Annotated in this window: 19 protein-coding genes; 8 read left to right on the top strand and 11 right to left on the bottom strand. The window is 72.0% G+C overall.

Translation table 11 applies throughout. The annotated features are described in order from the left end of the window. Nucleotides 1–807 precede the first annotated feature (807 nt). The 3 genes from sthA (at nt 808) to ACWDA7_RS27050 (ending at nt 3,586) form a co-directional block, all read left to right on the top strand. Nucleotides 808–2,211, top strand: a complete 1,404-nt coding sequence (sthA, locus tag ACWDA7_RS27040) for a Si-specific NAD(P)(+) transhydrogenase (protein ID WP_450607056.1) — start codon at nt 808–810, stop codon at nt 2,209–2,211. 199 nt (nt 2,212–2,410) lie between these two features. Beyond that, entirely contained in the window at nt 2,411–3,031 is a 621-nt protein-coding gene (locus ACWDA7_RS27045; protein ID WP_432924712.1) for an L-threonylcarbamoyladenylate synthase, read from the top strand. Nucleotides 3,032–3,262: 231 nt separating this feature from the next. Beyond that, nucleotides 3,263–3,586 carry a DUF1876 domain-containing protein gene (locus tag ACWDA7_RS27050; protein WP_450607058.1) on the top strand — a complete coding sequence of 108 codons (324 nt, stop codon included), beginning with the start codon at nt 3,263–3,265 and terminating at the stop codon, nt 3,584–3,586. A 64-nt stretch (nt 3,587–3,650) separates the two neighbouring features. Here the strand turns inward: ACWDA7_RS27050 and ACWDA7_RS27055 are convergent, their stop codons facing one another. Beyond that, complete coding sequence (locus ACWDA7_RS27055) at nt 3,651–6,029, bottom strand: glycoside hydrolase family 65 protein (protein WP_450607060.1); 2,379 nt, start codon at nt 6,027–6,029, stop codon at nt 3,651–3,653. A 76-nt stretch (nt 6,030–6,105) separates the two neighbouring features. Further along, complete coding sequence (locus ACWDA7_RS27060) at nt 6,106–6,981, bottom strand: universal stress protein (protein WP_450607062.1); 876 nt, start codon at nt 6,979–6,981, stop codon at nt 6,106–6,108. A gap of 654 nt (nt 6,982–7,635) precedes the next feature. On the opposite strand from ACWDA7_RS27060, the gene ACWDA7_RS27065 reads away from it, so the two are divergent. Together ACWDA7_RS27065 and ACWDA7_RS27070 are read left to right on the top strand one after the other, a co-directional pair. Further along, nucleotides 7,636–8,091: a Crp/Fnr family transcriptional regulator gene (locus ACWDA7_RS27065; RefSeq protein WP_450607064.1), complete on the top strand. Its 456-nt coding sequence runs from the start codon at nt 7,636–7,638 to the stop codon at nt 8,089–8,091. Nucleotides 8,092–8,193: 102 nt separating this feature from the next. Then, nucleotides 8,194–8,847, top strand: a complete 654-nt coding sequence (locus ACWDA7_RS27070; protein ID WP_450607066.1) for a CBS domain-containing protein — start codon at nt 8,194–8,196, stop codon at nt 8,845–8,847. Between the two features lie 36 nt (nt 8,848–8,883). Here ACWDA7_RS27070 and ACWDA7_RS27075 read toward each other — a convergent pair whose 3' ends face one another. The 8 genes from ACWDA7_RS27075 to ACWDA7_RS27110 form a co-directional block, all read right to left on the bottom strand. Beyond that, a complete protein-coding gene (locus tag ACWDA7_RS27075; protein ID WP_450607068.1) occupies nt 8,884–9,474 on the bottom strand; it encodes an Rv1733c family protein in 591 nt (196 codons plus the stop codon). A gap of 74 nt (nt 9,475–9,548) precedes the next feature. Further along, the gene (locus tag ACWDA7_RS27080; protein WP_450607070.1) at nt 9,549–10,268 is read right to left on the bottom strand and encodes a CBS domain-containing protein; all 720 of its coding nucleotides are present in this window, start codon (nt 10,266–10,268) and stop codon (nt 9,549–9,551) included. Between the two features lie 34 nt (nt 10,269–10,302). After that, complete coding sequence (locus ACWDA7_RS27085) at nt 10,303–10,752, bottom strand: pyridoxamine 5'-phosphate oxidase family protein (protein WP_450607072.1); 450 nt, start codon at nt 10,750–10,752, stop codon at nt 10,303–10,305. Nucleotides 10,753–10,823: 71 nt separating this feature from the next. Next, nucleotides 10,824–11,501 carry a helix-turn-helix domain-containing protein gene (locus tag ACWDA7_RS27090; protein ID WP_450607074.1) on the bottom strand — a complete coding sequence of 226 codons (678 nt, stop codon included), beginning with the start codon at nt 11,499–11,501 and terminating at the stop codon, nt 10,824–10,826. An 18-nt stretch (nt 11,502–11,519) separates the two neighbouring features. Next, complete coding sequence (locus ACWDA7_RS27095) at nt 11,520–12,590, bottom strand: zinc-dependent alcohol dehydrogenase family protein (RefSeq protein WP_450607076.1); 1,071 nt, start codon at nt 12,588–12,590, stop codon at nt 11,520–11,522. A gap of 936 nt (nt 12,591–13,526) precedes the next feature. Continuing rightward, the gene (locus ACWDA7_RS27100) at nt 13,527–15,908 is read right to left on the bottom strand and encodes a phosphoketolase family protein (protein WP_450607078.1); all 2,382 of its coding nucleotides are present in this window, start codon (nt 15,906–15,908) and stop codon (nt 13,527–13,529) included. A gap of 371 nt (nt 15,909–16,279) precedes the next feature. Next, nucleotides 16,280–17,185: a universal stress protein gene (locus tag ACWDA7_RS27105; protein ID WP_450607120.1), complete on the bottom strand. Its 906-nt coding sequence runs from the start codon at nt 17,183–17,185 to the stop codon at nt 16,280–16,282. Between the two features lie 252 nt (nt 17,186–17,437). Beyond that, a complete protein-coding gene (locus ACWDA7_RS27110; RefSeq protein ID WP_450607080.1) occupies nt 17,438–18,346 on the bottom strand; it encodes a universal stress protein in 909 nt (302 codons plus the stop codon). Nucleotides 18,347–18,838: 492 nt separating this feature from the next. On the opposite strand from ACWDA7_RS27110, the gene ACWDA7_RS27115 reads away from it, so the two are divergent. Both ACWDA7_RS27115 and ACWDA7_RS27120 read left to right on the top strand, forming a co-directional pair. Then, nucleotides 18,839–19,522, top strand: coding sequence for a CBS domain-containing protein (locus ACWDA7_RS27115; protein ID WP_450607082.1), 684 nt, complete (start codon nt 18,839–18,841; stop codon nt 19,520–19,522). A gap of 144 nt (nt 19,523–19,666) precedes the next feature. Continuing rightward, a complete protein-coding gene (locus ACWDA7_RS27120; RefSeq protein ID WP_450607084.1) occupies nt 19,667–20,368 on the top strand; it encodes a response regulator in 702 nt (233 codons plus the stop codon). A 118-nt stretch (nt 20,369–20,486) separates the two neighbouring features. Here the strand turns inward: ACWDA7_RS27120 and ACWDA7_RS27125 are convergent, their stop codons facing one another. Next, nucleotides 20,487–22,214: a GAF domain-containing protein gene (locus ACWDA7_RS27125; protein ID WP_450607086.1), complete on the bottom strand. Its 1,728-nt coding sequence runs from the start codon at nt 22,212–22,214 to the stop codon at nt 20,487–20,489. 350 nt (nt 22,215–22,564) lie between these two features. Here ACWDA7_RS27125 and ACWDA7_RS27130 point away from each other — a divergent pair, with 350 nt between their 5' ends. Then, entirely contained in the window at nt 22,565–23,680 is a 1,116-nt protein-coding gene (locus tag ACWDA7_RS27130; protein WP_450607088.1) for an AI-2E family transporter, read from the top strand. Nucleotides 23,681–23,682 lie beyond the last annotated feature (2 nt).

Genomic DNA, 23,682 nt, shown 5'->3' on the forward strand with positions numbered 1-23,682 from the left:
CCCCCCCCGGGGGGGGGGGGGGGCGCCCCCCGGCGCGCCGCGCGAGCTCCGGTGGGGTGTGGGGTGGGGGCCCGCCGCCACCCCCCCCGGCCGGCGCGCCCGACCGCGGCGCCTGCCGCACTCACGACGGGGTGCGTCGTGACAGCCCAGCCGACGCATGCCGCGCGCCGATGCCGACCAGGCCTCGGCTGCCCGCGGAGCAACCGCTGTCCGCCCAGGCGGACTCACGGTCGGCGGACTCGGCCGCGATGCTGTCGCACTCCCGGCGGGATCCGTCGTCAGTCCGGCGCCGAACGGCCCAGCCGACGCATGCGGCGTGCCGTTGCCGGCCGGGCTCAGCACTCAGCGCGGCCAATCACTGTCCGCCCAGGCGGACACACCGGTCGGCGGACCCGGCCGCGGCGCTCACAGCGGGGTCCGTCGTCAGTACGGCGCCGGACGGCTCGCGCTCATGGCGTCCGTCCAGCCGACGCATGCCGCGCGCCGTTGCCCGCCCGCGCGCCACTTTCAGCGCGGCCAACCGCTGTCCCCCCGACCATACTTCCAGCGCACCCGACCGCCTTCCGGGCGCCCACCGCTTCCCGCGCGCCGGACCTTGCGGGCCGCAGCCCAGGCCGGGGCGCCATGGAAGACGTCTGGACCCGGGCAGCGAATGCGCGGCTCGGCCTGGTGGCGGTACGTCGTCAACCGGCCGTAGGCGCACGGACGTTGCACCGGGGCGCAGCCGCCGCAGATGCGTACCTTTGCCACGGATCCCATCACCTTCGCCCTTTCGGCCAGGGGGTCCGGCCTGACAGACTCCGGAGCGTGCCCGACTTCGACATACTCGTCATCGGATCCGGCCCGGGCGGCCAGAAGGCCGCCATCGCCGCGGCCAAGCTCGGCCGCCGGGTCGCCGTCGTCGACCACCCCGACATGGTCGGCGGGGTCTCCATCCACACCGGGACCATCCCCTCAAAGACCCTGCGCGAGGCCGTCCTCTATCTGACCGGTCTCACCCAGCGGGATATGTACGGGCAGAGTTACCGGCTCAAGGAGGACATCACCGTCGCCGACCTGACCGCGCGCACCCGGCATGTGGTCGGGCGGGAGGTCGACGTCATCCGCAACCAGCTCTCCCGCAATCATGTCTCCCTGTTCGCCGGCACCGGCCGGTTCGTCGACCCCCACACCGTGGCCGTGCGCGAAGCGACCGGCAACGAACGGCTGTTGGGCGCCGAGCACATCATCATCGCGACCGGCACCCGGCCCGCCCGCCCGGCGAGCGTCGAGTTCGACGGCCGGTCGATCATGGACTCGGACAATGTGCTCGAGCTGGAGCGGGTGCCACGTTCGATGGTCATCGTCGGGGCGGGCGTGATCGGCATGGAGTACGCCTCCATGTTCGCCGCCCTGGGCAGCAAGGTCACCGTGGTCGAGAAGCGACCAGGAATGCTCGACTTCTGCGACGTCGAGGTGATCGAGTCGCTGAAGTACCACCTGCGGGACCTTGCGGTCACCTTCCGGTTCGGCGAGACCGTCGCGGCGGTCGAACGGCACCCCAAGGGCACCCTCACGATCCTGGAGAGCGGCAAGAAGATCCCTGCCGACGCCGTGATGTACTCGGCGGGCCGGCAGGGGATGACGGACGGACTCGACCTGGAGAAGGCGGGCCTGAGCGCCGATCAGCGGGGCCGGATCACGGTCGACGACAAGTACCGCACCGAGGTTCCGCACATCTACGCCGTCGGCGATGTCATCGGCTTTCCCGCGCTGGCCGCCACCTCCATGGAACAGGGCCGTATGGCGGCGTACCACGCCTGCGGCGAGCCGGTGCACGGGATCTTCGACCTCCAGCCGATCGGCATCTACACCATCCCCGAGATCAGCTTCATAGGACGGACGGAGGATCAGCTCACCGAGGACCGCGTGCCCTTCGAGGTCGGGATCTCCCGCTACCGCGAGTTGGCCCGGGGGCAGATCATCGGCGACTCCCACGGCATGCTGAAGCTGCTGGTCTCCCCCGAGGACCGGACCCTGCTCGGCGTGCACTGCTTCGGCACCGGGGCCACCGAGCTGATCCACATCGGCCAGTCGGTGATGGGCTGCGGGGGCACGGTGGACTACCTGGTCGATGCGGTCTTCAACTACCCGACGCTCGCGGAGTCGTACAAGGTCGCCGCGCTGGACGCGACCAACAAGATCCGGCAGATCGACCGGCTCAGGGACTGACGGAATCGGCCGCGGAACCCGACCGCAACGCCTGGCCACGGCACGTGTGGCCAGGCGTGCGGAAGACCCGACGGCAAGCGCGCGAAGGGACCTGGAAGCGGCGCCTCGCCGGGGGGCCGGCGCACCGGAGGGTGACACCGACGTGCGCCGTCGGCCCTTCGCATGGACAGCCCGCCCTCCGGTGATCGAGACTCGGCGGATGGCAAGGTACTTCGACGTTCACCCCGACAACCCGCAGCCACGCACGATCGCTCACGTCGCCGACAGCATCCGCGACGGTGCGCTCGTGGTCTACCCGACGGACTCCTGCTTCGCGCTGGGATGCCGGCTCGGGAGCCGCGACGGCATCGACCGCATCCGGGCGATCCGTCATCTCGACGACCGCCACCACTTCACGCTCGTGTGCCGGGACTTCGCGCAACTGGGCCAGTTCGTGCAGATCGACAAGGACGTGTTCCGGGCGATCAAGTCGTCGACGCCGGGCAGCTACACGTTCATCCTCCCGGCCACGCGCGAGGTGCCGCGCAAGTTGCTGCACCCGAAGAAGAAGACGGTCGGCGTCCGCATTCCCGATCATGTGGTCGCCCAGGCGCTGCTGGACGAACTCGGGGAACCGCTCCTTTCCAGCACACTGCTCCTGCCGGGTGAGGAGGAGCCGATGACGCAGGGGTGGGAGATCAAGGAGCGGCTCGACCACGACGTGGACGCCGTGCTCGACTCGGGTGACTGCGGTACCGAGCCCACCACGGTGATCGACTTCTCCGGCGGCGAGCCCGAGATCGTACGCAAGGGTGCGGGCGACACATCGCGGTTCGAGTGAGGTGACGCCGAGTTCCCGGGGCCGGGTGGGCGTTCGCCCACCCGGGGGATGGCTGTGCGCGAAGTCGACATTCGTCTGTGGCGGGCGGTGACGATCCAGCGGCCACCGCGACTGCCGCGGACGGGTGAACGAGGTGACGATCGAACTCGTGCACGGACGGCTGGACCGGCTCCCGCGGCAGGTGCAGGCTGAGAGACGGCGGGGCGAGTGCCGCACGGCCCGCAAGGGCCCGTGGCACGGCTCGCGGCCCGCGGCATCGCCTCGCACCGCGCAGAACTCCGCACGGAAGTGATCTCGATGGAAGCCAAGCAGTGGACCGTGCAGATCTACATCACCGAGGAAGGCGACGACACCCACGCGCGTGCCGTCCTGAGCAGCCGTGACACGGCGACCGTCACCGGCCGGGGCGTGGCTCGGCGCAATCCGGTCGACCGGCCCATTCCGGAGATCGGCGACGAACTCGCCGCGAGTCGCGCCCTGGAGGACCTCGCCATCAGGCTGCATGACGTCGCCTCCGACGACATCGTGGAACTGGCGGGCCCCGCCGCACCGTGACGGCGCCGGAAGGCGCGTCCCCGCACCGCGACGGCGATGGGCCGCGGGCCCCGCCGCGCACGTCTCAGTCCGGGAGCGGCAGCCGGCACGTCTCCCCCGGCTCGACGGATACCGCGCGATCCGGCAGCCGGATGTCGATGGGGGAACGGTCCGACGAGGGCACCGCGACCTCCAGGCCACCCCGCAGAAGCCGGAGCCGTACGCCCCAGTGGCCGCGGTAGCGGAGGGAGAACCCGTACGAGGACAGCTCCGGCAGCGGTGCGGGATCGAGCCAGAGCGCTCCCTCACGGGTCTCCAGACCGGTCAGTCCGCGCTGGACGAGGTCGAGGGTGCCCGCCGTGGCGCCGAGGTGGATGCCCTCCCCGGTGGTGCCGCCCTGCACATCGGCGATGTCGCCGCACAGGGCCTCCTGGCAGTACGTCCACGCCTCGGCGCGCCGGGCCCGGGCGAGGACCCAACCGTGGACGAGACCGCTGAGCGTGGACCCGTGACTGGTGCGGGCCAGGTAGTAGTCGACGGTGCGCCGCCAGGCGTCCGCGTCGAGCCGGTGTCCCAGGCGGGCGAACAGCCCCTCGAGCTCGGCGGGCGCGAAGAGGTAGCCGAGCATGAGCACGTCGGCCTGTTTCGAGGCCTGGTAGTGGTTGGCGCTGTCGCCCTCCGCCTCCAGGATCCGGTCCAGGCGCCGGATGTCGCCGTACCGCCTCCGGTAGCCGTCCCAGTCGAGTTCCGCGAGGGCGCCATAGCCCTCGAACTGGCTGATGACGTCGTCGTGGAAGGGCACGTGGAGCGTGCGGGACACGTCCTCCCACAGCTCCAGTTCGCGCTCGCCCAGTTCGGTGCGCTCCACGAGTTCCTGGCGGCGGGGTTCGGGGAGGGCCCGCAGCACCTCCAGGGTGCGGGTGAGCACCCAGGCGGCGGTGACGTTCGTGTACGCGTTGTCGTCCACTCCCGGCTCCGGCGCGCCGGGATACGCGTCGTGGTACTCGTCCGGGCCGACCACGCCACGGATGCGGTGCCGTCCGAGGCTCTCGTCGTAGGTCGCCGAGTCCGCCCAGAAGCGGGCGATCTGCAGCAGCATCTCGGCGCCCTTGGTGTTCAGGAACTCGGTGTCGCCGCTGGCCTCCCAGTACTGCCAGATGTTGTACGCCACCGCCGAGCCGACGTGGCGCTGGAGACGCGTGTTGTCGGGCAGCCACCGACCCGAGCGCGGGTTGAGGTGCAGCTCCTGGGTCTCCTCGCGTCCGTCGCTGCCGCTCTGCCAGGGATACAGCGCGCCTCTCCGGCCGATCGCGCGCGCCGCGGCCCGGGCCCGGTCCAGGCGCCGGTGGCGGTAGCGGAGCAGGGCGCGGGACACCTCGGGGAAGTGCAGATTGAGGTACGGAAGCACGAACAGCTCGTCCCAGAAGACATGGCCGCGGTAGGCCTCCCCGTGCAGTCCCCGGGCGGGCACTCCCACATCGAGGTCCGCGGTGTGCGGCGAGAGCGTCTGCAGGACGTGGAAGAGGTGCAGCCGCAGGATCTGCCCGGCCTCACCGGGGACGTCGAGACCGGCCCGGCGCCAGAGCTGGTGCCAGGCGGTGCGGTGGGTCGCGAGCAGCTCGCCGAAGTCCGGGGCCGCCTCCACCCGGTCGATCGCGGCGTCCAGCGGGTCGCTGATCGCCGGGTCGCGGGAGGTGTGCAGGGCGACGGTCTTGTCGACGGTGACGGTCCGCCCGGGCTCCAGGTGCAGACGCACCGCCTGGACGGCACACGGCGAGGTGTGCCGGACGGTGACGGGCGCCTCGGCGGTCAGCCGGGCCCCCATGCCGATCCTGATGTCGGAGGTGCGGGTGCGGCAGCGCAGCCACACCGTGTCCGGGGCGGCGGTGCCGGTGTGCACGTGCACCAGGTGGCGGCCGTCCAGATCGTGGTAGCGCGGCACTCCGGCGTTGATCACGCCACCGTCGAGTGCCGCCTCGACCTCGAGTTCGTCCGATGCCCCGGCATCGCCCTCGACCGTGAACTCGGTGCGCAGGGCGGCCAGGTGAGGGTCGGCCATGTGCACCAGCCGCAGCTGGCGCACGCACAGCGTGCGTCCCTCGCCCAGCCCGTACCGGGTGCGGCGTTCGAGTACGCCCGAGGACAGGTGCAGGGCCTGGTCGTGGCCGCGCACGGTCCCCGTGTCCGGCGAGAGCCACTGCTCCCCCGCACGGCGGAAGCGCAACGGGAGCCAGTTGGGGAGGTTGACCAGGTCCTCGTTCTCGACCTGGCGTCCCGCCACCTGCGAGGTGAGCCGGTCGTAGCAGCCGGCCGCATAGGTGCCCGGGTAGTGGACCTCGTCAGCGGCGCACTCGGGGAGCGCCCCGCGGGTGGCGAAGTATCCGTTGCCCAGCGTGCACAGGGACTCCCTCAGACGTTCGTCCGCGGGGTGGTAGCCCTCGTACCGCCAGGTCCAGCCGGTCACTGCGGGGTTCCTGCCACGAGGGGTCCTCCGAACGTCGTACCGCCACGTCGCCACCAGTCTCGCGAGTGCGGGGCGGTCACACCTGCTGCGGAACGACCGCGACGGGGCAGTCCGCGTGATGGAGCAGGGTGTGGGCCACCCGGCCGAGCTGGAGCCCGAAGTGGCCGTGCCTGCGCCGTGCCCCGATGACGACGAGATCGGCGGCGGCCGAGCGCTTCAGCAGTGCGGTGCGGGCCGGTCCCTCGACCGTGTCCGGGCGCACCCGGACATCCGGGTGGTGCGCGCTCTCGTCGCGGATGAGGCGCTCCAGCTCGGCGGACGCCTGCTGCTCGTGCCGTGGCTCCGGTTCCCACCTCGCCGGCGGGTGATCGGCGGTCTCGGACGCCGGGCGGCGCCAGGCCCGTACGACGTCCAGGACGCAGTGCCGTGCTGCCGCCTCCCGGAAGGCGAACCGCACTGCCTCGGTGCTCCTGGCCTGATCTCCGGCCCCGAGCAGGATCCGCTCGTGCAGACCGGCCAGCCCAGCCTTGTCGCCCCGGACGACGATCACCGGGCAGTGGGCCCGGGCGGCCACGGCGAGCCCGACCGAACCGAGGAGCACCCCGGTGAGCTGGCCGCGGCCAAGGCATCCGGTCACCAGGGCGCAGGCGGTGTCGCCCTGGCGCACCAGGGCGTGCACGGCGTCCTCGGGCAGGACCTCCGCGACGACCTTCACCCGCGGGTTGCGACTGCGCACACGCTCCGTCGCCGAGCCGACGATGAGCTGCGCCATCAGTTCCCCGGACGGGGGCTCGGGACCGCTCCACGGGACGGCACCTTCGTAGCGCTCCCACAGGGACGCGTAGACCAGCCGCAGGGGGACACCGTGCCGGGCGGCTTCGTCCACGGCCCAGTCGACCGCCGTCAGGCTGGAATCCGAGCCGTCGACGCCCACGACCATGGGCAGCTCCATCCTCTTCACCGCCTCTCGCCGGACCGCGCAGCCACGCGGCCGGACACCACTTTCACAATCCCACCCGGACCCCGAGGGCGGCCATGGGCGGTTCGGCCCCGGCGGCGATGTTCGGCCCTGTGCGCCCGGCTCGGAGGCGGCCCTGCCGCAGCTGAGCCGACCTGGCGGTTCCGCCTTTCACGTGGTGTCCTGAAGGTGACGGGAAGGGCTCCGACGACAGGCGCGGAGAAGCGGCCGGTGGCCGTGCACCGCGCAATCAGGATCCGGGAGAACCGGGTGGGGTCCTTCCCGCCTCGTCCTGCCCCGTCCGGTCGCTTGCCCCGGGCAGCCCCAGGTTGGGCCGAACGACCCCCCACCAGGACCGGCCGGCCCGTGTCGCCACCGCCGTCGGGCGTCCACCCTGGTCCTGGGCAGCCACGGCAGGCCGGAGGGGACGATGAGAAGCAGCCTCACGACCGCCCCCCGGCCGGGACTCCGGGGGGCGGCGAAACGGCCGGTCCTCGGGCCGGCCGCGCGGGACGGCGCCTTGGTCCTGGCCGGCTCCTGCCCCGGCTTCCCTTGCGGAGATCCGGTGCGCGCCGGGAAGCGGAGCCGGTACCGACACCGGCCGGCCGCCGTCCGTTCGCGGCGACAGGAACGAAAGGACACGGAGCGATGACCTCTGTCACCACCATGACGGCCGCACTTCCCGTGGAGTACCGCGAACGGCTGATGCACATCGCCCGCGAGGTCTCCTTCCCCGAGGGGACCCGGCTGTTCGAGGAGGGCCGGCACGCCGACCGGTTCTGGATCGTCCGGACCGGGACCGTGGCGCTGGACCTGCATGTGCCCGGGCGCCGGGCCCCGGTCATCGAGTCACTGGGCCGGGGCGAGCTCGTCGGCTGGTCCTGGCACTTCACGCCCCATGTGTGGCAGATGGGCGCCGAGGCCACGACCCCGGTGCGCGCCTATGAGTTCGACGCGCTGCATGTGCGGGCGATGTGCGAGGAGGACGCCGAGTTCGGCCGCGCCATCGCGGTCTGGGTCGGCCGGGTGGTCGCCCACCGGCTGCACGCGGCCCGCACCCGGCTGCTCGATCTGTACGCCCCCTACGGCAGCGGCGGCCGGTGACGCCCGATCCCCGTCACACCCCCGCACCGCGCGGCCCGTAGTGAACCGCCCGCATTCCCCGACCGTGCCGCCGAGCGCGCCCGACATACCGAGGAGGAGACCGTGACCGGCAGCCCGTACGTCGTGAGCGACGTGATGACCCACTCCGTCGCCGCCGTCGGCCGCGACGCGTCGTTCAAGGACATCGTCAAACTCATGGAGCAGTGGAAGGTCAGCGCTCTTCCCGTGCTGGAGGGCGAGGGACGCGTGGTCGGCGTGGTCTCCGAGGCCGATCTGCTGCCGAAGGAGGAGTTCCGCGACAGCGATCCCGACCGGCAGACGCAGCGGGACCGCATGCCCGACCTGGCGAAGGCCGGCGCGCTGACCGCGGGCGAGCTGATGACCGCACCGGCGATCACCGTGCACTCCGGCAGCACCCTCGCCCAGGCCGCCCGCATCATGGCCCAGCGCGGGGTCAAGCTGCTCCCCGTCGTCACCGAGGAGGGCCTGCTCGAAGGCGTCGTCAGCCGCGCGGACCTGCTGAAGGTCTTCCTGCGGCCGGACAACGACATCGCGGACGAGATCCGGCGCGACATCGTCGACGTCCTCTTCCCCGACCCGGTCGAGCCCGTGCATGTGATAGTCACCGAGGGCGTCGTCACCCTGACCGGGAAGGTCCCGGACGCCGCCCTCATCCCGGTGGCCGTCCGTCTGGCCCGGGCCGTCGAGGGCGTGGTCGACGTCGAAAGCCATCTCGGCGGAGCCGACGGGGCTTGACCGCCGGCCCCGGCGCGCAGCCGATGAGCGGCCGCGTCAGCCGGTGGTGCGGCGCCACCGGGGACCGACGGACTTCCACTCCCGGTCCCACGCCCGCATGCGCTGCCGCTCCAGCCGGCGGCGTGCCGCCCCTTGGCCGGCCAGCACCACGCCGGCGGCGCCGATCCCGGTCAGCGAGCCGACGATCTGGGCCTGCACGCGGGCCTGGGCCTCGGTGGCCGGCCGCGAGACCAACTCGCCGTCCCGACCGGTCCACACGGTGACCGAAGTGCCCGTCCTCAGGCCCGGCTGGACCTGGGCCAGACCCGTGTGCTCGGCTCCGGCCGCTCTCCAGTGCACCTTCGCCCACACGCTGCCGCCGCCGTACTCGGGCACCGCCCGCGGGGCCCTGGCCGCGTCCTCGGCCAGTACGGCCTGCACCGGGTGCGAACGGGCGCCCCGCACGGCGAGTTCGTGCTCCACCGCATGCGTGGCGGCCCATCCCGCGAGCACACCGAACAGCACGACGAACACCCCGGTGACGAGCAGGAGCCACGCTTCCAGACGGTCACTGCGGCGCAGCAGCGGATTGCGCCGCCAGCGCCACAGCCACACCTGCGCCACCGTCCTGTGCCGTGTTGTCGCCATCGGTCATCACCTTCTTCCGCGTGCCGCGGGCCGTGGCATCTCCCGCTCAGGGTGCTGCCGCGGCGTCCGCCGCCTCACGTGACGGTTCCGGCTCTCCTCGGCCACCGTGTCGCGTCCTCCCCCGGAAGGTCGGCGTCGAGGTCCGGAACTCGGGGCGGTCCCGCGAGTGCGCAGTCCACGTCCACCACGCCCTCGGTTGCCAGTACCAGGCGCCTCACGACCGGCACGAGGGTGGTGTCGCGGATCCGGCCGGTGAGTGTGACGACACCGCCCTGCACCTCCACCCGGATGGGCTCCAGCGGGGCGGGGAACAGGGCGACCACGCTCTGCCGGATCTCCTCCGCGATGTCCTCGTCGTCCCGCAGGAACACCTTGAGCAGGTCCGAGCGGCTGACGATGCCGAGCAGCGTGTCCTCGTCGCCGACCACGGGCAGCCTTTTGACCCCGGCGCGGGCCATGGTGCGGGCAGCCTGGCCGACGGTCTCGTTCGCGTGGACGGTGACGGCGGGGGTGGTCATCAGCTCCTCGGCCTTCACGGCGCCCGACTTGATGAGGTCGGACAGCCGCTCGAGGCGCCCGTACCGGGCGGGCTCAGTGCCGCGGAACTCCTCCTTGCGCAGCAGATCCGCCTCGGAGACGACGCCGACGACCCGGTTCTCCTCCTCGACCACGGGCAGCGCGCTGACGTTCCACTGCCGCATCGCCTTGACGATGTCCTTGAAGGTCGCCGTACGGCTGAGCGCGACGACCCTGCGGGTCATGACATCGCTCACGAGGTGGGGAGTGCCATCCATGGTGTCCTCCGGTGATGCTGGGACGGGAACGGGGTCACTGCCGATCGGGGCGGGAGGTCCACCCGTACATGCTGCGGCCGCCCGCGAGTTCGCGGCCCGTCACCAATGCGGGCTCGATGCGTACGAAGACCTCCTTGGGCGAGGGCGCCCAGGAGCGGGGACCCGACCGGGTCAGTCGCGCGTGTTCGGCGGGATCCGTGACCACCGCGGCCGGACCGGTGACGACCACGCTCCAGCCGGAGTGCGCGACCGCGTCGAACTCGTCCGCCTCGAAGGCGACGACCGAGCCGTCGACCGCGCGGACCAGTTCCGAGGCCGCCGAGGTGCGCAGCAGGACCGCGCCGTCGCCGTCGAGGGAGAAGTTGAGCGGCAGGACCGCGGGCAGCGCCTGACGCGTGTGGACGATACGGCCGATCGGGACCTTCGCCAGCAGACGGAGGCACTCGTGGCGGTCGAGTTCACGGAAGCCGTCGTTCGGGTACATGAGTCGGTCCGTCTTTCGCCTGGTGCGGCGGCGCAGCGGTGCGGCCTCGTCCCCGGTCCGGTGCCGAGGCGCTAGACGACCGTGATGCGCCGCCCGGTGATGGTGTCGGGGACGATGCGGATCCACAGATCGCGGTGTCCGCCCACCCAGGGCGTGCTGTGCGCGTGTTCCTCCAGCCGGCGCACGTCGTCCGGGTCGGTCACGGTGCCGGCGTGTCCGCGCACCAGGACGCTCCAGCCCTGGCTGAAGGCGGCGTCGATACGGTCGACCTCGAAGGCCACCTGGGCGCCGGCCGCCCGCGACGGCAGCGTCTCCGCCGCGGTTCTGAAGACGACGGATCCGTCGACGACGGCGTAGTTGAGGGGAACGATCTCCGGGCCGCTATCGGTGGGCATGGCGAGCCGTCCCACCCCGTGCGTGGAGAGCAGGTCCCGGCACTCCTCCATGGTCAGTTCGGTGAACTCCGGGCGTCGCCCGGCCTGCCCCATCCCAGGCGGGAGTTCGACATCGCCACCGGTGAGCTCGAGCACCGTGGTCTCGAGCGCACCGGCCAGTCTGAGGAGGGTGCTCACCCCGGGCGCGGCGGTGGGCTGCCCCTCCAGGTACTGGAGATAGCTGGCAGCCATCCCCGCCCGGTTGGCGACCTCGTCCAGGGACAGTCCGAGTTCCTCGCGCCGCAGAGCGATGCAACGTCCGAGATTGCCCGCGGGGTGGCCCGCCACCGCGCCCGACGCTCCCCGTGCGCCCATGGCCGTCACATCCTCTCCTCAGGCCGCCCGGACGGCGACCACTTCGTGCTGCGGACCGCCCAGTACGACCTTGAGCGCCCCGGTGTCGGCGCCCCGGGCGAAGATGTCGTACGCCTCCTCGATCTGGTCCAGCGGGAAGGTGTGCGTGATCAGCGACGAGGTGGGCAGCCGGCCGGCGGCAGCCATGCGCAGCAGCGTGGCCGTGGAGTAGGTGTCGACCAGTCCGGTCGTGATCGTGACGTCCTTGATCCACAGCTCCTCGAGGTGGAGGGTGACGGGCTTGCCGTGCACGCCGACATTGGCCACGTGCCCGCCGGGCCGCACCATGCGCGTGCACAGTTCGAAGCTCTCCGGCACGCCGACCGCCTCGATGACCACGTCGGCGCCCAGTCCGTCGGTGAGGTCGGCGATCAGCTGCTCGGGCGCCTCCTTGGCATCGGCCACGGCGTCGGCACCGAACTCCTTCGCCGCCTCCAGCCTTGCTGCGGCCAGGTCCACGGCGATGATGCGTCCGGGAGCGAACAGCTGGGCCGTGGCGATCGCCGCGAGCCCGATGGGGCCGGCTCCGACGACGGCCACGGTGTCACCCGGCTGTACGTGCCCGTTCAGGACGCCCACCTCGTAGGCGGTGGGGAAGATGTCCGCGAGCAGCACGGCGTCCTTGCCGTCAAGCGCGCCGGGCAGTGCGTGCACGGACAGGTCCGCGTACGGGACACGTACGTACTCCGCCTGCGTACCGTCGATGACATGGCCGAGGATCCAGCCTCCGCCTCCGCGGCACTGGCCGTACGTCCGCTCCCAGCAGTAGCCGCACCGGCCGCAGGCGGTGATGCAGGAGACCAGGACTCGCTCCCCCGGCTGCACGGTGTGCACATCGCTGCCGGTTTCGACGATCTCGCCCACCGCCTCGTGCCCCAGCACCGTGCCCGGGCGCACCTCGGGCAGATCCCCCTTGAGGATGTGCAGGTCCGTCCCGCAGATGGTGGCGATGTCGACGCGCACGATCGCGTCGGTGGACTCCTTGATGTCGGGGTCCGGAACCTCTTCCCAGCCTGACTGGCCGGGACCGTGGAAGACGAAGCCCTTCATGGCGATCCTTCCTTCCTCTCCCCGGGCCGAGGTCCGGGGACTCTCCGGAAGCCGGTACGGCCGGGCGCCGGCGGGGTGCCGCGTTTGCCCAGCAGATCCAGCATGTCCGATCTCTCCGAGATCCGCTTGGGCCGGTCGGCCCCATCGCCCGCCGGGCAGGCCCGCCCCCACGGGACGCTCGGCCGCGGCGGCCTGCCGACAGCGCCCGCCACCAGCGGTCCGGAGCGTCCGTGGCTTCCTCCCCGCATCGGGCCGTACGCTCCCCCTCGCCTGACGGCCGGCTCGTGGAGAAGCCGAGCGTGGCCGGAGTGTCCAGCGCGGACGGCGTGCCGTGACGGGGGCCGGCCGACGCCTAGGTCACCCGACGGGTGAGGCGCCCCGACGACGCGCCGTGACCGGGCGGACGCGGACCAGGAGCAATCACGGTGATCGCCGTGTGCGGACAGGTTCGGGCGTTGTGGGGCCACTAACCGACATGCCCCCCGCGAGGCCGCCCCGGTTGCGCTGGGATAGCGCGTCTCATCGGAAGCCTGGACGCGGAGTCGGGCCGCGGCCTCCCGCTCGTCCGTGCCCTCGCCGACGACTGGGGGCGGCCCACGGACGAGGGCAAGACGACATGGTTCAGCGTCTCTGATCTGCTTAGCGAGCCTGAGCGTTGCTCAGCCTTGGGAGCCAATCGCCTTCGTGCCCTGGTACTGAACGACAGGAGCCGCCAGCCCGCGTGGCACGTCCCTCCGGACGCTGGTCGACCGGGCCGCAAGACCCGACCGGGGGAGGGTGCCCGACGTCGCCTGGGCGCCGGGCATGCGCGTCACACTCTGCCACAGGCTCACTACGCTTCGCTAATCCATCTGGTGAGCCTGAAGCTGTGACGTCCTGCCCCAGGGCCGCGCCCACCCCGCGGTCGGCCGGGCCGGCTCCCCGCGGAACAGGGGATCAGGACGTCCAGGCCCAGTCGGCGACCTCGGGCATGTCCGTGCCGTGTTCGCGGATCCAGGCGTGGTGACGGGTCCGGGCGTCGGCCATCTCCTGACGCACGGCGGCCGCACGGACGGCGAGTCCTGGTACCCGGTCGATGACGTCCATGACCAGGCGGTACCGGTCCAGGTCGTTGCGGACCACCATGTCGAACGGGGTGGTCGTCGTTCCGGACTCCTTGTACCCGCGCACATGCAGGTTGCCGTGGCCGTCCCGGCGGTAGGCCAGGCGGTGGATGAGCCACGGGTAGCCGTGGTACGCGAAGATGACGGGCTTGTCCGCGGGGAAGAGGCCGTTGTACTCGAAGCCGGTCATGCCGTGCGGGTGGTCCTCGTGCGGCAGCAGGCAGGTCATGTCGACCACGTTGACGACACGGACCGCGAGCCGGGGCAGATGACGGCGCAGCAGCTGCGCGGCGGCCAGCACCTCCTGGGTCGGCACGTCGCCGGCGCACGCGAGCACCACGTCCGGTTCGGTGCCGTTCTCGGTGCCCGCCCACTCCCAGATGCCGGCTCCCCGGGCGCAGTGGGCGCGCGCCTGGTCCATGGAGAGCCAGTCGAAGCAGGGCTGCTTGCCCGCCACGATCACGTTGACGTAGTCGCGGCTGCGCAGGGCGTGGTCGGCCACGGACAGGAGGGTGTTGGCGTCCGGGGGCAGATAGACACGGACGACCTCGGGGCTCTTGTTGAGCACATGGTCGACGAAGCCCGGGTCCTGGTGCGAGAACCCGTTGTGGTCCTGACGCCACACATGCGAGGTCAGCAGGTAGTTGAGGGAGGCGACGGGAGCGCGCCAGTTCAGCCGCCGCGATGTCTTGAGCCACTTGATGTGCTGGTTGACCATCGAGTCCACGATGTGCACGAACGCCTCGTAGCAGGAGAACAGCCCGTGCCGTCCGGTCAGCAGATACCCCTCGAGCCAGCCCTGGCAGAGGTGTTCGGAGAGGACCTCCACCACCCTGCCGTGCCGGTCGAGGTGTTCGTCCACCGGGAGCATCTGGGCCTGCCAGGCCTTGCCACTGGCGTCGAAGACGGCCTCCAGCCGGTTGGAGGCCGTTTCGTCGGGGCCGACCAGGCGGAAGTCCCGGCGGGCCGTGGTGTCCTCCATGATCCGTTCCAGGAGACCGCCGAGCACCCGGGTGGGCTCGTGCAGGGTCGCGCCCGGCTTGTCGACGGGTACCGCGAAGTCGTCCAGGGACGGGACCGGCAGATCGCGTACGAGCAGCCCGCCGTTGGCGTGCGGAGTGGAGCCCAGCCGCCGGGTGCCCTCGGGCACACAGGCCAGCACGTCGGGGCCCGGGCGTCCTTCGGGGCCGAAGAGCTCCTCGGGTCGGTACGACTTCAGCCACTCCTCCAACTGCCGCAGATGCTCGGGGTTCTCCCGGACGCCGGGCAGAGGGACCTGGTGGGCGCGCCAGGTGCCCTCGACCGGCACGCCGTCCACCTCCGCCGGCCCGGTCCAGCCCTTGGGGGTGCGCAGCACGATCATGGGCCAGTGCGGCCGCTCGGTCACGTCCTCCTCGCGTGCGGTGCGTTGCAGCAGGGCGATGCGGTCCAGCGCGTCGTCGAGAGCCTGCGCCATGGCCCGGTGGACCTGGACGGGGTCGTCACCAGCGACATGGATCGGCTCATGGCCGTACCCCCGCAGCAGCGCGTCGAGTTCGGGCTCCGGGAGACGGGCGAGCACCGTCGGATTGGCGATCTTGTAGCCGTTGAGGTGGAGGATCGGCAGGACGGCACCGTCGTTGACCGGGTCGAGGAACTTGTTGGAGTGCCAGGACGCGGCAAGCGGACCGGTCTCCGCCTCGCCGTCGCCGATCACACAGGCGACCAGCAGGTCCGGGTTGTCGAACGCGGCGCCGTAGGCGTGGGCGAGCGAGTAGCCGAGTTCACCGCCCTCGTGGATCGAGCCGGGCACCTCCGGTGCGACATGACTGGGTACCCCACCGGGGAACGAGAACTGGCGGAACAGCTGCGCCATGCCCTGCGTGTCCCTCGTCACGTCCGGATACGTTTCGCTGTAGCTGCCCTCGAGCCAGGAGTTGGCGAGCACCGACGGCCCGCCGTGCCCGGGCCCCCAGATGCACAGCGCGTCGAGGTCGCGCGCCTTGATGACACGGTTGAGGTGGGTGTACACGAGGTTGAGCCCGGGCGAGGTGCCCCAGTGGCCGAGCAGCCGCGGCTTGATGTGCTCGGGCTTCAGCGGTTCGGTCAGCAGCGGGTTGGCCATCAGGTAGATCTGTCCGGCGGCCAGGTAGTTGGCGGCTCGCCAGTGGGCGTCCAGAGTGCGCAGTTCGTCGTCGGTCAGTGCGGTGCCGTGGGTTTGTGCGGCGTTGGCCATGGGTGACTCCACAAGTCGTCGACGGTCCTCGTCGAGCACGGCAGGCGTCTGGTCTGCCGCGGGGGTGTGAAAACTGCCGGTCACGCCGACCGGGTACCACGGAGACCGGGCAGCCGCCGCACGACCACGCACAGTTCCGTGCAGTGCGGGCTGCGGTGCCGGAAACGACGGACGCTCTCGGCCGGTCGCGCGGGGCGCCGTGGGCGGCGTGGGCGGCGTGGGTGCCGATCCGGCCAGGTCCGCGGGCCGCGGGGCGGATGCGGACCTGGCCGGAGGTTCCGGCCTCCTCGACGACCCGGGGCCGGCCGAGGGCCCGGACGGCGGCTGTCTGCATGAGGACTCTCCTCCGTGCGGGGGCGAGTGGGGGCCGGTCAGTTGTGGGCGACGACGGCCACGGGGGCCGTGGCGTGGTGCAGTACGGCGTGGGTGACCGAGCCGATGTGGGTGCCGAGGGCGCTGCGGCGGATACGCCGGCCGACCACGACCAGCGACGCCTCACCCGAGGCGGCGACGAGGCGGTCGGCGGCAGTGCCCGTCGGGACCTCGGCCGACACCTCCACCGCCGGGTACTTCTGCCGCCAGCCATCCAGCACCTCGCTCAGGGACTCGGGGTCCGGGCCCGCGGGCTCGACGGGGATCCCCTGCCCCATGGAGAGGCCGTACAGGTAGGAGGACGAAGGGTTCCAGGCATACACGACGCGCAGGGCGGTGGCGCGCAGACGGGCCGCCTCGAAGGCGAACTCGATCAGCGACTCGTCCGGGCTCGCGATGTCGAGGCCCAGCAGGACGGGCCGGAACGGGGCCGCCGCGGAGGGAATGCCCGAGGGGTCCGGCTCATGTTCGTCGGGCGCCTGCTCCCCCGCCCGGACCAGAACCACCGGACGGGTGGCGTGTGCGACGACGGCGAGTGAGACGGAGCCGACCAGGAAGCCGACGGTGCCGCTCATGGCGCGCGAGCCCAGCACCAGCAGTTCGGCGTCCTCGGAACGGTCCACGAGCACGCTGCCGGGCCGGCCCTCCACGTGCTCGGAGGTCACCTCGATCCCCCGGTGCCGCCGGCGGAGGCCCTCGGCGGCCTCGCGGGGGATCTGCTCGGTCCAGTGCTGCTGGGTCTCTGCGCCGAGCAGCGGGGCCTGCGCCATGGGGTCCGCAACGGGTTCCCACACGTGCACCACCTTCAGCGGCAGACCGCGCAGTTCGGCCTCGCGGGCCGCCCACTCGGCGGCGGCCCTGCTCTCGGGTGAACCGTCGAGACCGACGATGACGGGGCGGGGCATGGTGTCCTCCTGGTCGCAGGTCGCGGATTCGGGCATCCGTGCTCAGGTTCGTACGGGCAGAGGGCGGGATGCAGGGGCCGCAGGTCCCCCATCGGGGCCGACCGGCCCCTTGGGCCGGCCGGGGGGCGCGAGGTCTCGTGGCGTCACTGGGGCGGTCCGCAGGGGGGCGGTGGGGCACCGTGAGCCCCGTCCTTGGGCCATGGGAAGGTCCTCCCGTGGGCGTCGGATCCCCGAACGCGTCCAGGAACTGGTTCAGGTGTGCGGCACCACGGCGACCGGGCAGCCCACATGGTGGAGCACGGCGTGCGTGACGGAACCGATGTGCCTGCCGAGCCGGGCGTCGCGGGTCCGGCGGCCGACGACGACCAGGCAGGCGTGCGCCGCCGCCTGCACCAGCTCCGCGGCGGGCCGCCCCGCGGTGACGGTCTCGGACACCGGCACTCCGGGGAACTTCTCGGCCCAGGGGCGCAGCGTGGCCGCCACGAGCTCCCGCCGGTCCTCGAGCAGGTTCGCGCCGCGCGCCGCCCCCGCTCTGCCGTCGGCACCACTGTCCGACACGTCGCAGGCAACATGGATCACCCGCAGCGAGGTGCCAAGACGCCGGGCGCCCGCGAAAGCGAACTCGATCAGTTCGTCGGCGGGGTGCCGGGGGTCGAGGCCGAGCACGACGTCGCGGAACGGTGTCTCGGGTATCTCCTCGGGCGAGACGCCGTCCAGGGGCGGCAGATGTTCGTCGGTGCAGGTCTCCCCGGCCCGTACGAGCACCACGGGGCACAAGGACCTGGCGACGACGCGCTGGGACAGCGAGCCCATCACGAACCCGGCGACAGTGCCGAGGCCGCGGGACCCGAGCACGAGCAACTCCGAGTCCTCGGCCGACGCGAGCAGGACCGTGAGCGCTGAGTCGCCCACCAGCACGTCCTCGACCCGCAGCCCCGGATGCGCGGCATGGACACTGCGGACCGCCCGCTTCAGAACCTGCTCCGCCCAATCGTGCTGGGTGGCGTCCATGGGCACGGAGGGCGGCGGTGTCAGCTGCCAACTCCAGGCGTGCACGAGGCGCAGCGTGGCACCCCGGCGCAAGGCTTCCCGTGCCGCCCAGTGGGCGGCCGCAAGACTCTCGTCGCTCTCGTCGACTCCCGCGGTGACGTGCCGAACCATGGGTCGGACCTCCTGCGTCCGGGATGTTCTGCTGTCGCGTCGAGCCTCGTGCGCACAAGGCCCCGTGCGCAGAGCCGCCCAGGCCGGTCCGGGGGGCCTGCCGGGCCAAGCCGCCTCGCGGGCCACGGCGCGCCCCGGGTCCCGAGCACCGGTCTTCGCCCGGCTCGCCGAGGCCGCTCGCGCAGGTGGGCCAGGTGGCCCATGGTCAGCACCGAAGTACCGGGAGACGCTGGAAGCGTCGGGTTCCCAGCACCTTGGAGGCTGTGATGAACACGCCTCCCCTCACCAGCATGCTCCGCGCGCTGCCCCTCGGGCACCGGGAACGGCTGATGCGGACCGCCCGCGAGGTGTCCTCCCTCCGTTCCTTGCTCCAGGGAACGCGCTGTGTCGACGTGGACGGCCGCGCCGCGGACCCGGCTGCCGGATCTCCGCGTCCCGTACGGCAGCGGCAGCCCCCGCTGACCGGCAGGGCCGTCGACAGGAGGAGACATCATGCACGGCACCCCGCACATCGTCAGTGATGTGATGACCCAGACGGTCGCAGCCATCGGCCGCCGCGCGCCCTTCAAGGAGATCGTGCAGATGATGCAGGACTGGAGGGTCAGCGCCCTGCCGGTGCTGGAGGGCGAGGGCCGCGTCGTCGGCGTCGTGTCGGAGGCCGACCTGCTGTCCAAGGAGGAGTCCCGCGGCGACGATCCGTCCCGGCAGGGCGCCCCTGAGGGCTCGCCCTTCACCCGGCTGCGCGGCATTGCGGGCTCGGGCAAGGCGGACGCGGTGACGGCCGAGCAGTTGATGACCTCCCCCGCTCTGACCACGCATGCCGACGCGACCGTCGCGCAGGCGGCGCGGATCATGGCGCGCCACAAGGTCAAGCGGCTGCCCGTCGTCGACGACTTCGGCATGCTGCAGGGCATCGTCAGCCGTGCGGACCTGCTGAAGGTGTTCCTGCGGGACGACGAGGAGATCGCCGAGGAGGTACGGCGCGAGGTGGTGTGGTACCTCTTCCCGCCGCCGGCCTCGGTCGTGCACGTCGAGGTGGAGGACGGGGTGGTGAAACTGGGGGGCCACATCCGGGACACCGCTCTGGTGCCGGTGGCCGCGCGTCTGACGCGGGCCGTCGAGGGCGTCGTGGACGTACGGTTCGAGCTCACCGCACGAGAGCCGAAACCTGCGTAGGGCGGAGTGCGGCGTTCCTTCCCGCCGGGCATCGAGGGCACCACTGGGGCCGATCGGCCCTGGTGCCGGGCGGTCCCCACGGGTGATGATCGTCGGCACGGGCCCTCCGCGGTCTGTCCTCCACCGGGAAACGAGAGGTACCCCATGGCCGAGGCACACACCTTCAGCGAGCGGAACCCGATCCGGGTCTTCCTGCTGGACGACCACGAGGTGGTACGGCGGGGCCTCGCCGATCTGCTGGACGCCGAACCCGACATCTCGGTCGTGGGCGACGCCGACACCGTGGAGCACGCGCTCGCCCGGGGGCCGGCCGTACGGCCGCACGTGGCCGTCCTGGACGTACGCCTCCCCGACGGCGACGGCATCAGCGTCTGCCGTGAGCTGCGCAGCCGCATGCCGGAGCTGGCCTGCCTCATGCTGACGTCGTTCGACGACGAGGAAGCGCTGCTCGACGCGATCATGGCCGGGGCCTCGGGCTATGTGCTCAAGCAGATCAAGGGCTCCGACCTGATCTCGGCGGTCCGCACCGTCGCCTCCGGCCAGTCCATGCTCGACCCGGCGACCACGGCACGGCTGATGCGCTCACTGCGGGCCGACCCGGCCGAGCAGCCGGCCGTGGCGCCCGAGCTGGCGAGTCTGTCGCCGCGTGAGCGCGACATCCTCGCCCTGATCGGGGACGGGCTGACCAACCGGGAGATCGGGAAGAAGCTCTATCTGTCGGAGAAGACCGTCAAGAACCACATCTCACGGCTGCTCGCCAAGCTCGGCGTTCAGCGCCGCGTGCAGGCCGCCGTCCTCGCCTCCCAGTTGGAGACGCCCGAGTCCGGGGACCGTTCCGCCCGGTGAGCCCCGGGGCCGTGCGACGGCATCCTGCGGCCGGAGGACGCGTGTTGCGCCGTCTCGCGTCGCAGCGCCGCGCCGCCCCGCTCATGAGGTACTCGACGGCACTGCCCGGCGGTCGGCGTCACCCTGAACGCACGGGGACACGCCACACCAGTCGCGTTCCCCCGCCCTCGCGTCGTTCGCCCACCGTGAGGGTGCCGCCCAGCGCGACCGCCCGTTCCTCCAGGTTCCGCAGCCCGCTGCGCGCCGCGTTCTCCGGCACCCCGCAGCCGTCGTCTGCCACGGTCAGGGTCAGCTCACCGCCCAGGAGCCGGAGGTATACGTCCACGGAGTGGGCCCCGGAGTGCCGTGCGGCGTTGCTCAGGGCCTCACCGAGGACGGCGACCACATGATCGGCCACATCGCCCGGGACATCGGTGTCCACCAGGCCTTCGATCCGCAGCGCGGGAGTGAAACCGAGGGAGGCGGCCGACGCCGTCACCGCCTCGGACACCCGGCTGCGCAGACCGGCCTCCTGCTTGCCGCCGCCACCGTGAGTACGCAGCCCGAAGATCGTGGACCGAATGATCTTGATGGTCTCGTCCAGGTCGTCCACCGTCCGCGACAGCCGCTCGGCGGCCTCGGGATGGTCCACGAAACGCTGGGTGCTCTGCAGGGTCATGCCCGCCGCGAACAGCCGCTGGATCGCGAGGTCGTGCAGGTCCCGGGCGATCCGGTCGCGGTCCTGGAGCAACGCGATCCGCTCGGCGTCCCGGCGCCGCTGGGCCAGCTCCAGCGCCAGCGCGGCCTGTCCCGCGAAGCCCAGAAGAGGGCCGGCGTCGGTGTCCGTGAACGGGTTCCGCCCCGCGGTGCGCCCCAGCAGCAGCGCCCCGATGGACTTGCCGCTCGCCACCAGCGGGACGCCCACCACGGATCCGAGCCCGCTCCACAGGACCGAGTCCGGATCGATCCGGGGGTCCTGCCGGATGTCGGGGCTGATCAGCGGTTCCGCCGTGCTCAGAGCGGCTTCCACGAAGCCGTCCTGCCCTGACATCACGAGCCCGCTGCGCCGCTCCGCGTCGCGGCCGACGGCGAACAGCGGCCGCAGCACCTCTTCCCCGGCCGCCCGCTCGGCGATCATCCCCACGTCGGCGGAGACGATGCCCCGCGCCTGCTCGACGATCAGCTCCAGCACGTCCGCACTGGGAGCACCGGAGAGCAGAGCGCTGGTGACCTGCGCGCTCGCCCTCAGCCACCGTTCACGCAGCCGGGTCTCCTCGTAGAGCCTGGCGTTCTCGATGGCGACGCCGGCCGCCACCGCCAGAGTGGACAGCACGGCCTCGTCCTCGGCGTCGAACTCCGCCGCGCCGCGCTTCTCGGTGAGGTACAGATTCCCGAAGACCTGGTCGCGCACCCGGATGGGCACGCCGAGGAAGGAGCGCATCGGCGGATGGTGGGCCGGGAAGCCGTAGGAGGCCGGGTGCTCCGAGAGCTCCGACAGACGCAGCGGTTCAGGGTTGCGGATCAGTTCCCCGAGGATGCCGTGTCCGCTGGGCAGCGCCCCGATCCTCGCGCGCTCCGCGTCGCCGATGCCGACGGTGAGGAACTCGGAGAGCATACGGTCCTCGCCGATGACGCCCAGTGCGCCGTACTCGGCGTCCACGAGGACGACGGCCGACTCGACGATGCTTCGCAGCACCGGCTGCAGATCGAGTTCGCGTCCGACCGACAGGACGCCCTCCAGGAGGCGGTGCACCCGGTTCTGGGTTCCGCGCGCCGCGTCGATGCGCGCCTGGACCTCGTCCAGCAGCTCGTCCAGCCGCAGCTTGGGCAGGTGCTGCTCCGGCCGCCCATGCCCTTCCCCGCTCATCGCTTCCTCCACCGCATCAGGCAGACAAGGTGCGGGCCCGCGACCACCCTTGGTCCTCACGATACTGGGTGGCATACCCGACCGGGCGACCAGCGCTCACATACCGTCACCTTCTGGCCCGTGCACTCCGGCACGGGTGGCGCTCCACCCCGCGAGGCTCTCCGAGCCGCCCCGGCGAGGTCGGACCGGACGCAACGGCGCACCACCGTTTGCCGTGCACCCGGGTGTGTTCCACGCCGCGCCCCATGTCCGATTTACCCCTACTGTGCTGTCGAGACGACCGACACCGGGACACGGGAGACGTGGTGGCGCATGCGGGCGGCCGGGGCCGGGGGCGCAGGAGGGGCGCCGTGGTGCGGGGCAGCCGGCCGCCCCGTTCCGCACGCGTCGCACGGCGCGCCCCGTCCGCCCCAGGAGTCCTGGAGGCCGAGCGCACAGTTCCATGGCTGCGGGTCGCCGCCGCCTACGCCTGGCGTCTCGTCCTGGTGGGGGTCGTCGTCTACGTCGTCTTCATGGTGCTGGGCCGCTTCCAGCTCATCGCCGTGGCCCTGTTCCTCGCGCTCGTCATCACCTCGCTTCTGAAGCCCGTCACCGACCTGCTGAACCGTCTGATGCCACGGCCCCTCAGCGTCGCTATCGCCCTCATCGGCAGCATCCTGGTGCTGGTCTCCCTGCTCGCCCTCGTGGGCGACGCGGTCGTGGGCGAGTCCGGGAAGCTCGCCGGCGAGTTCCGCGGCGGCATCCGGCGGATCGAGAAATGGCTGGAGAACCCGCCCTTCCGGCTCAGCCACCGCAAACTCGGCGATCTGCAGCGGCAGGTCGCCTCCTACATCTCGACCCACCGCTCCGAACTGCTCAGCAGCGCCGTCAGCGGCCTGGGCAGGGTAGTGGAACTGATCACCGGGGCCGCACTCGCGATCTTCGCCTCCGTCTTCTTCATCCACTCCGGGGAGAAGCTGTGGTCGTGGGCCCGCGACACGTTCCTGCCCCGCTCTGCCCGGCCGGCTTGGGACCGGGCGGGGCATGCGGCCTGGCGGACCTTCGCCGGCTACACACGGGGCATCATCATCGTGGCCGCGACGAACGCCGTGCTGGTCGGCATCGCCCTGCTCCTGCTGCGGGTGCCGCTCGCGCTACCGCTCACCCTGCTGGAGTTCATCGCCGCGTTCGTCCCGCTGGTCGGCTCGCCGGTGGCGCTCGGGGTCGCGACGGTCGTCGCCCTCGCGGGGCGCGGGCCCCTGACGGCCGCGGCCGTGCTGCTGCTCATCGTGGTCATCGGCCAACTCGAGGGGCACGTGCTGCACCCCCTCGTGATGAGCTGGGCCGTCAGTCTCCATCCGCTCGTCGTCGCCGTGTCCGTGATCGCGGGCAGCATCGTCGCGGGGGTGATCGGCGCCGTCGTGGCCGTCCCGTTCGTCTCCGTCGTCTGGGCGGTGCTGCAGGCGCTGCGGCCGGCACCCACCTGACG

The sequence above is a fragment of the Streptomyces sp. NPDC001156 genome (genome assembly GCF_053598275.1).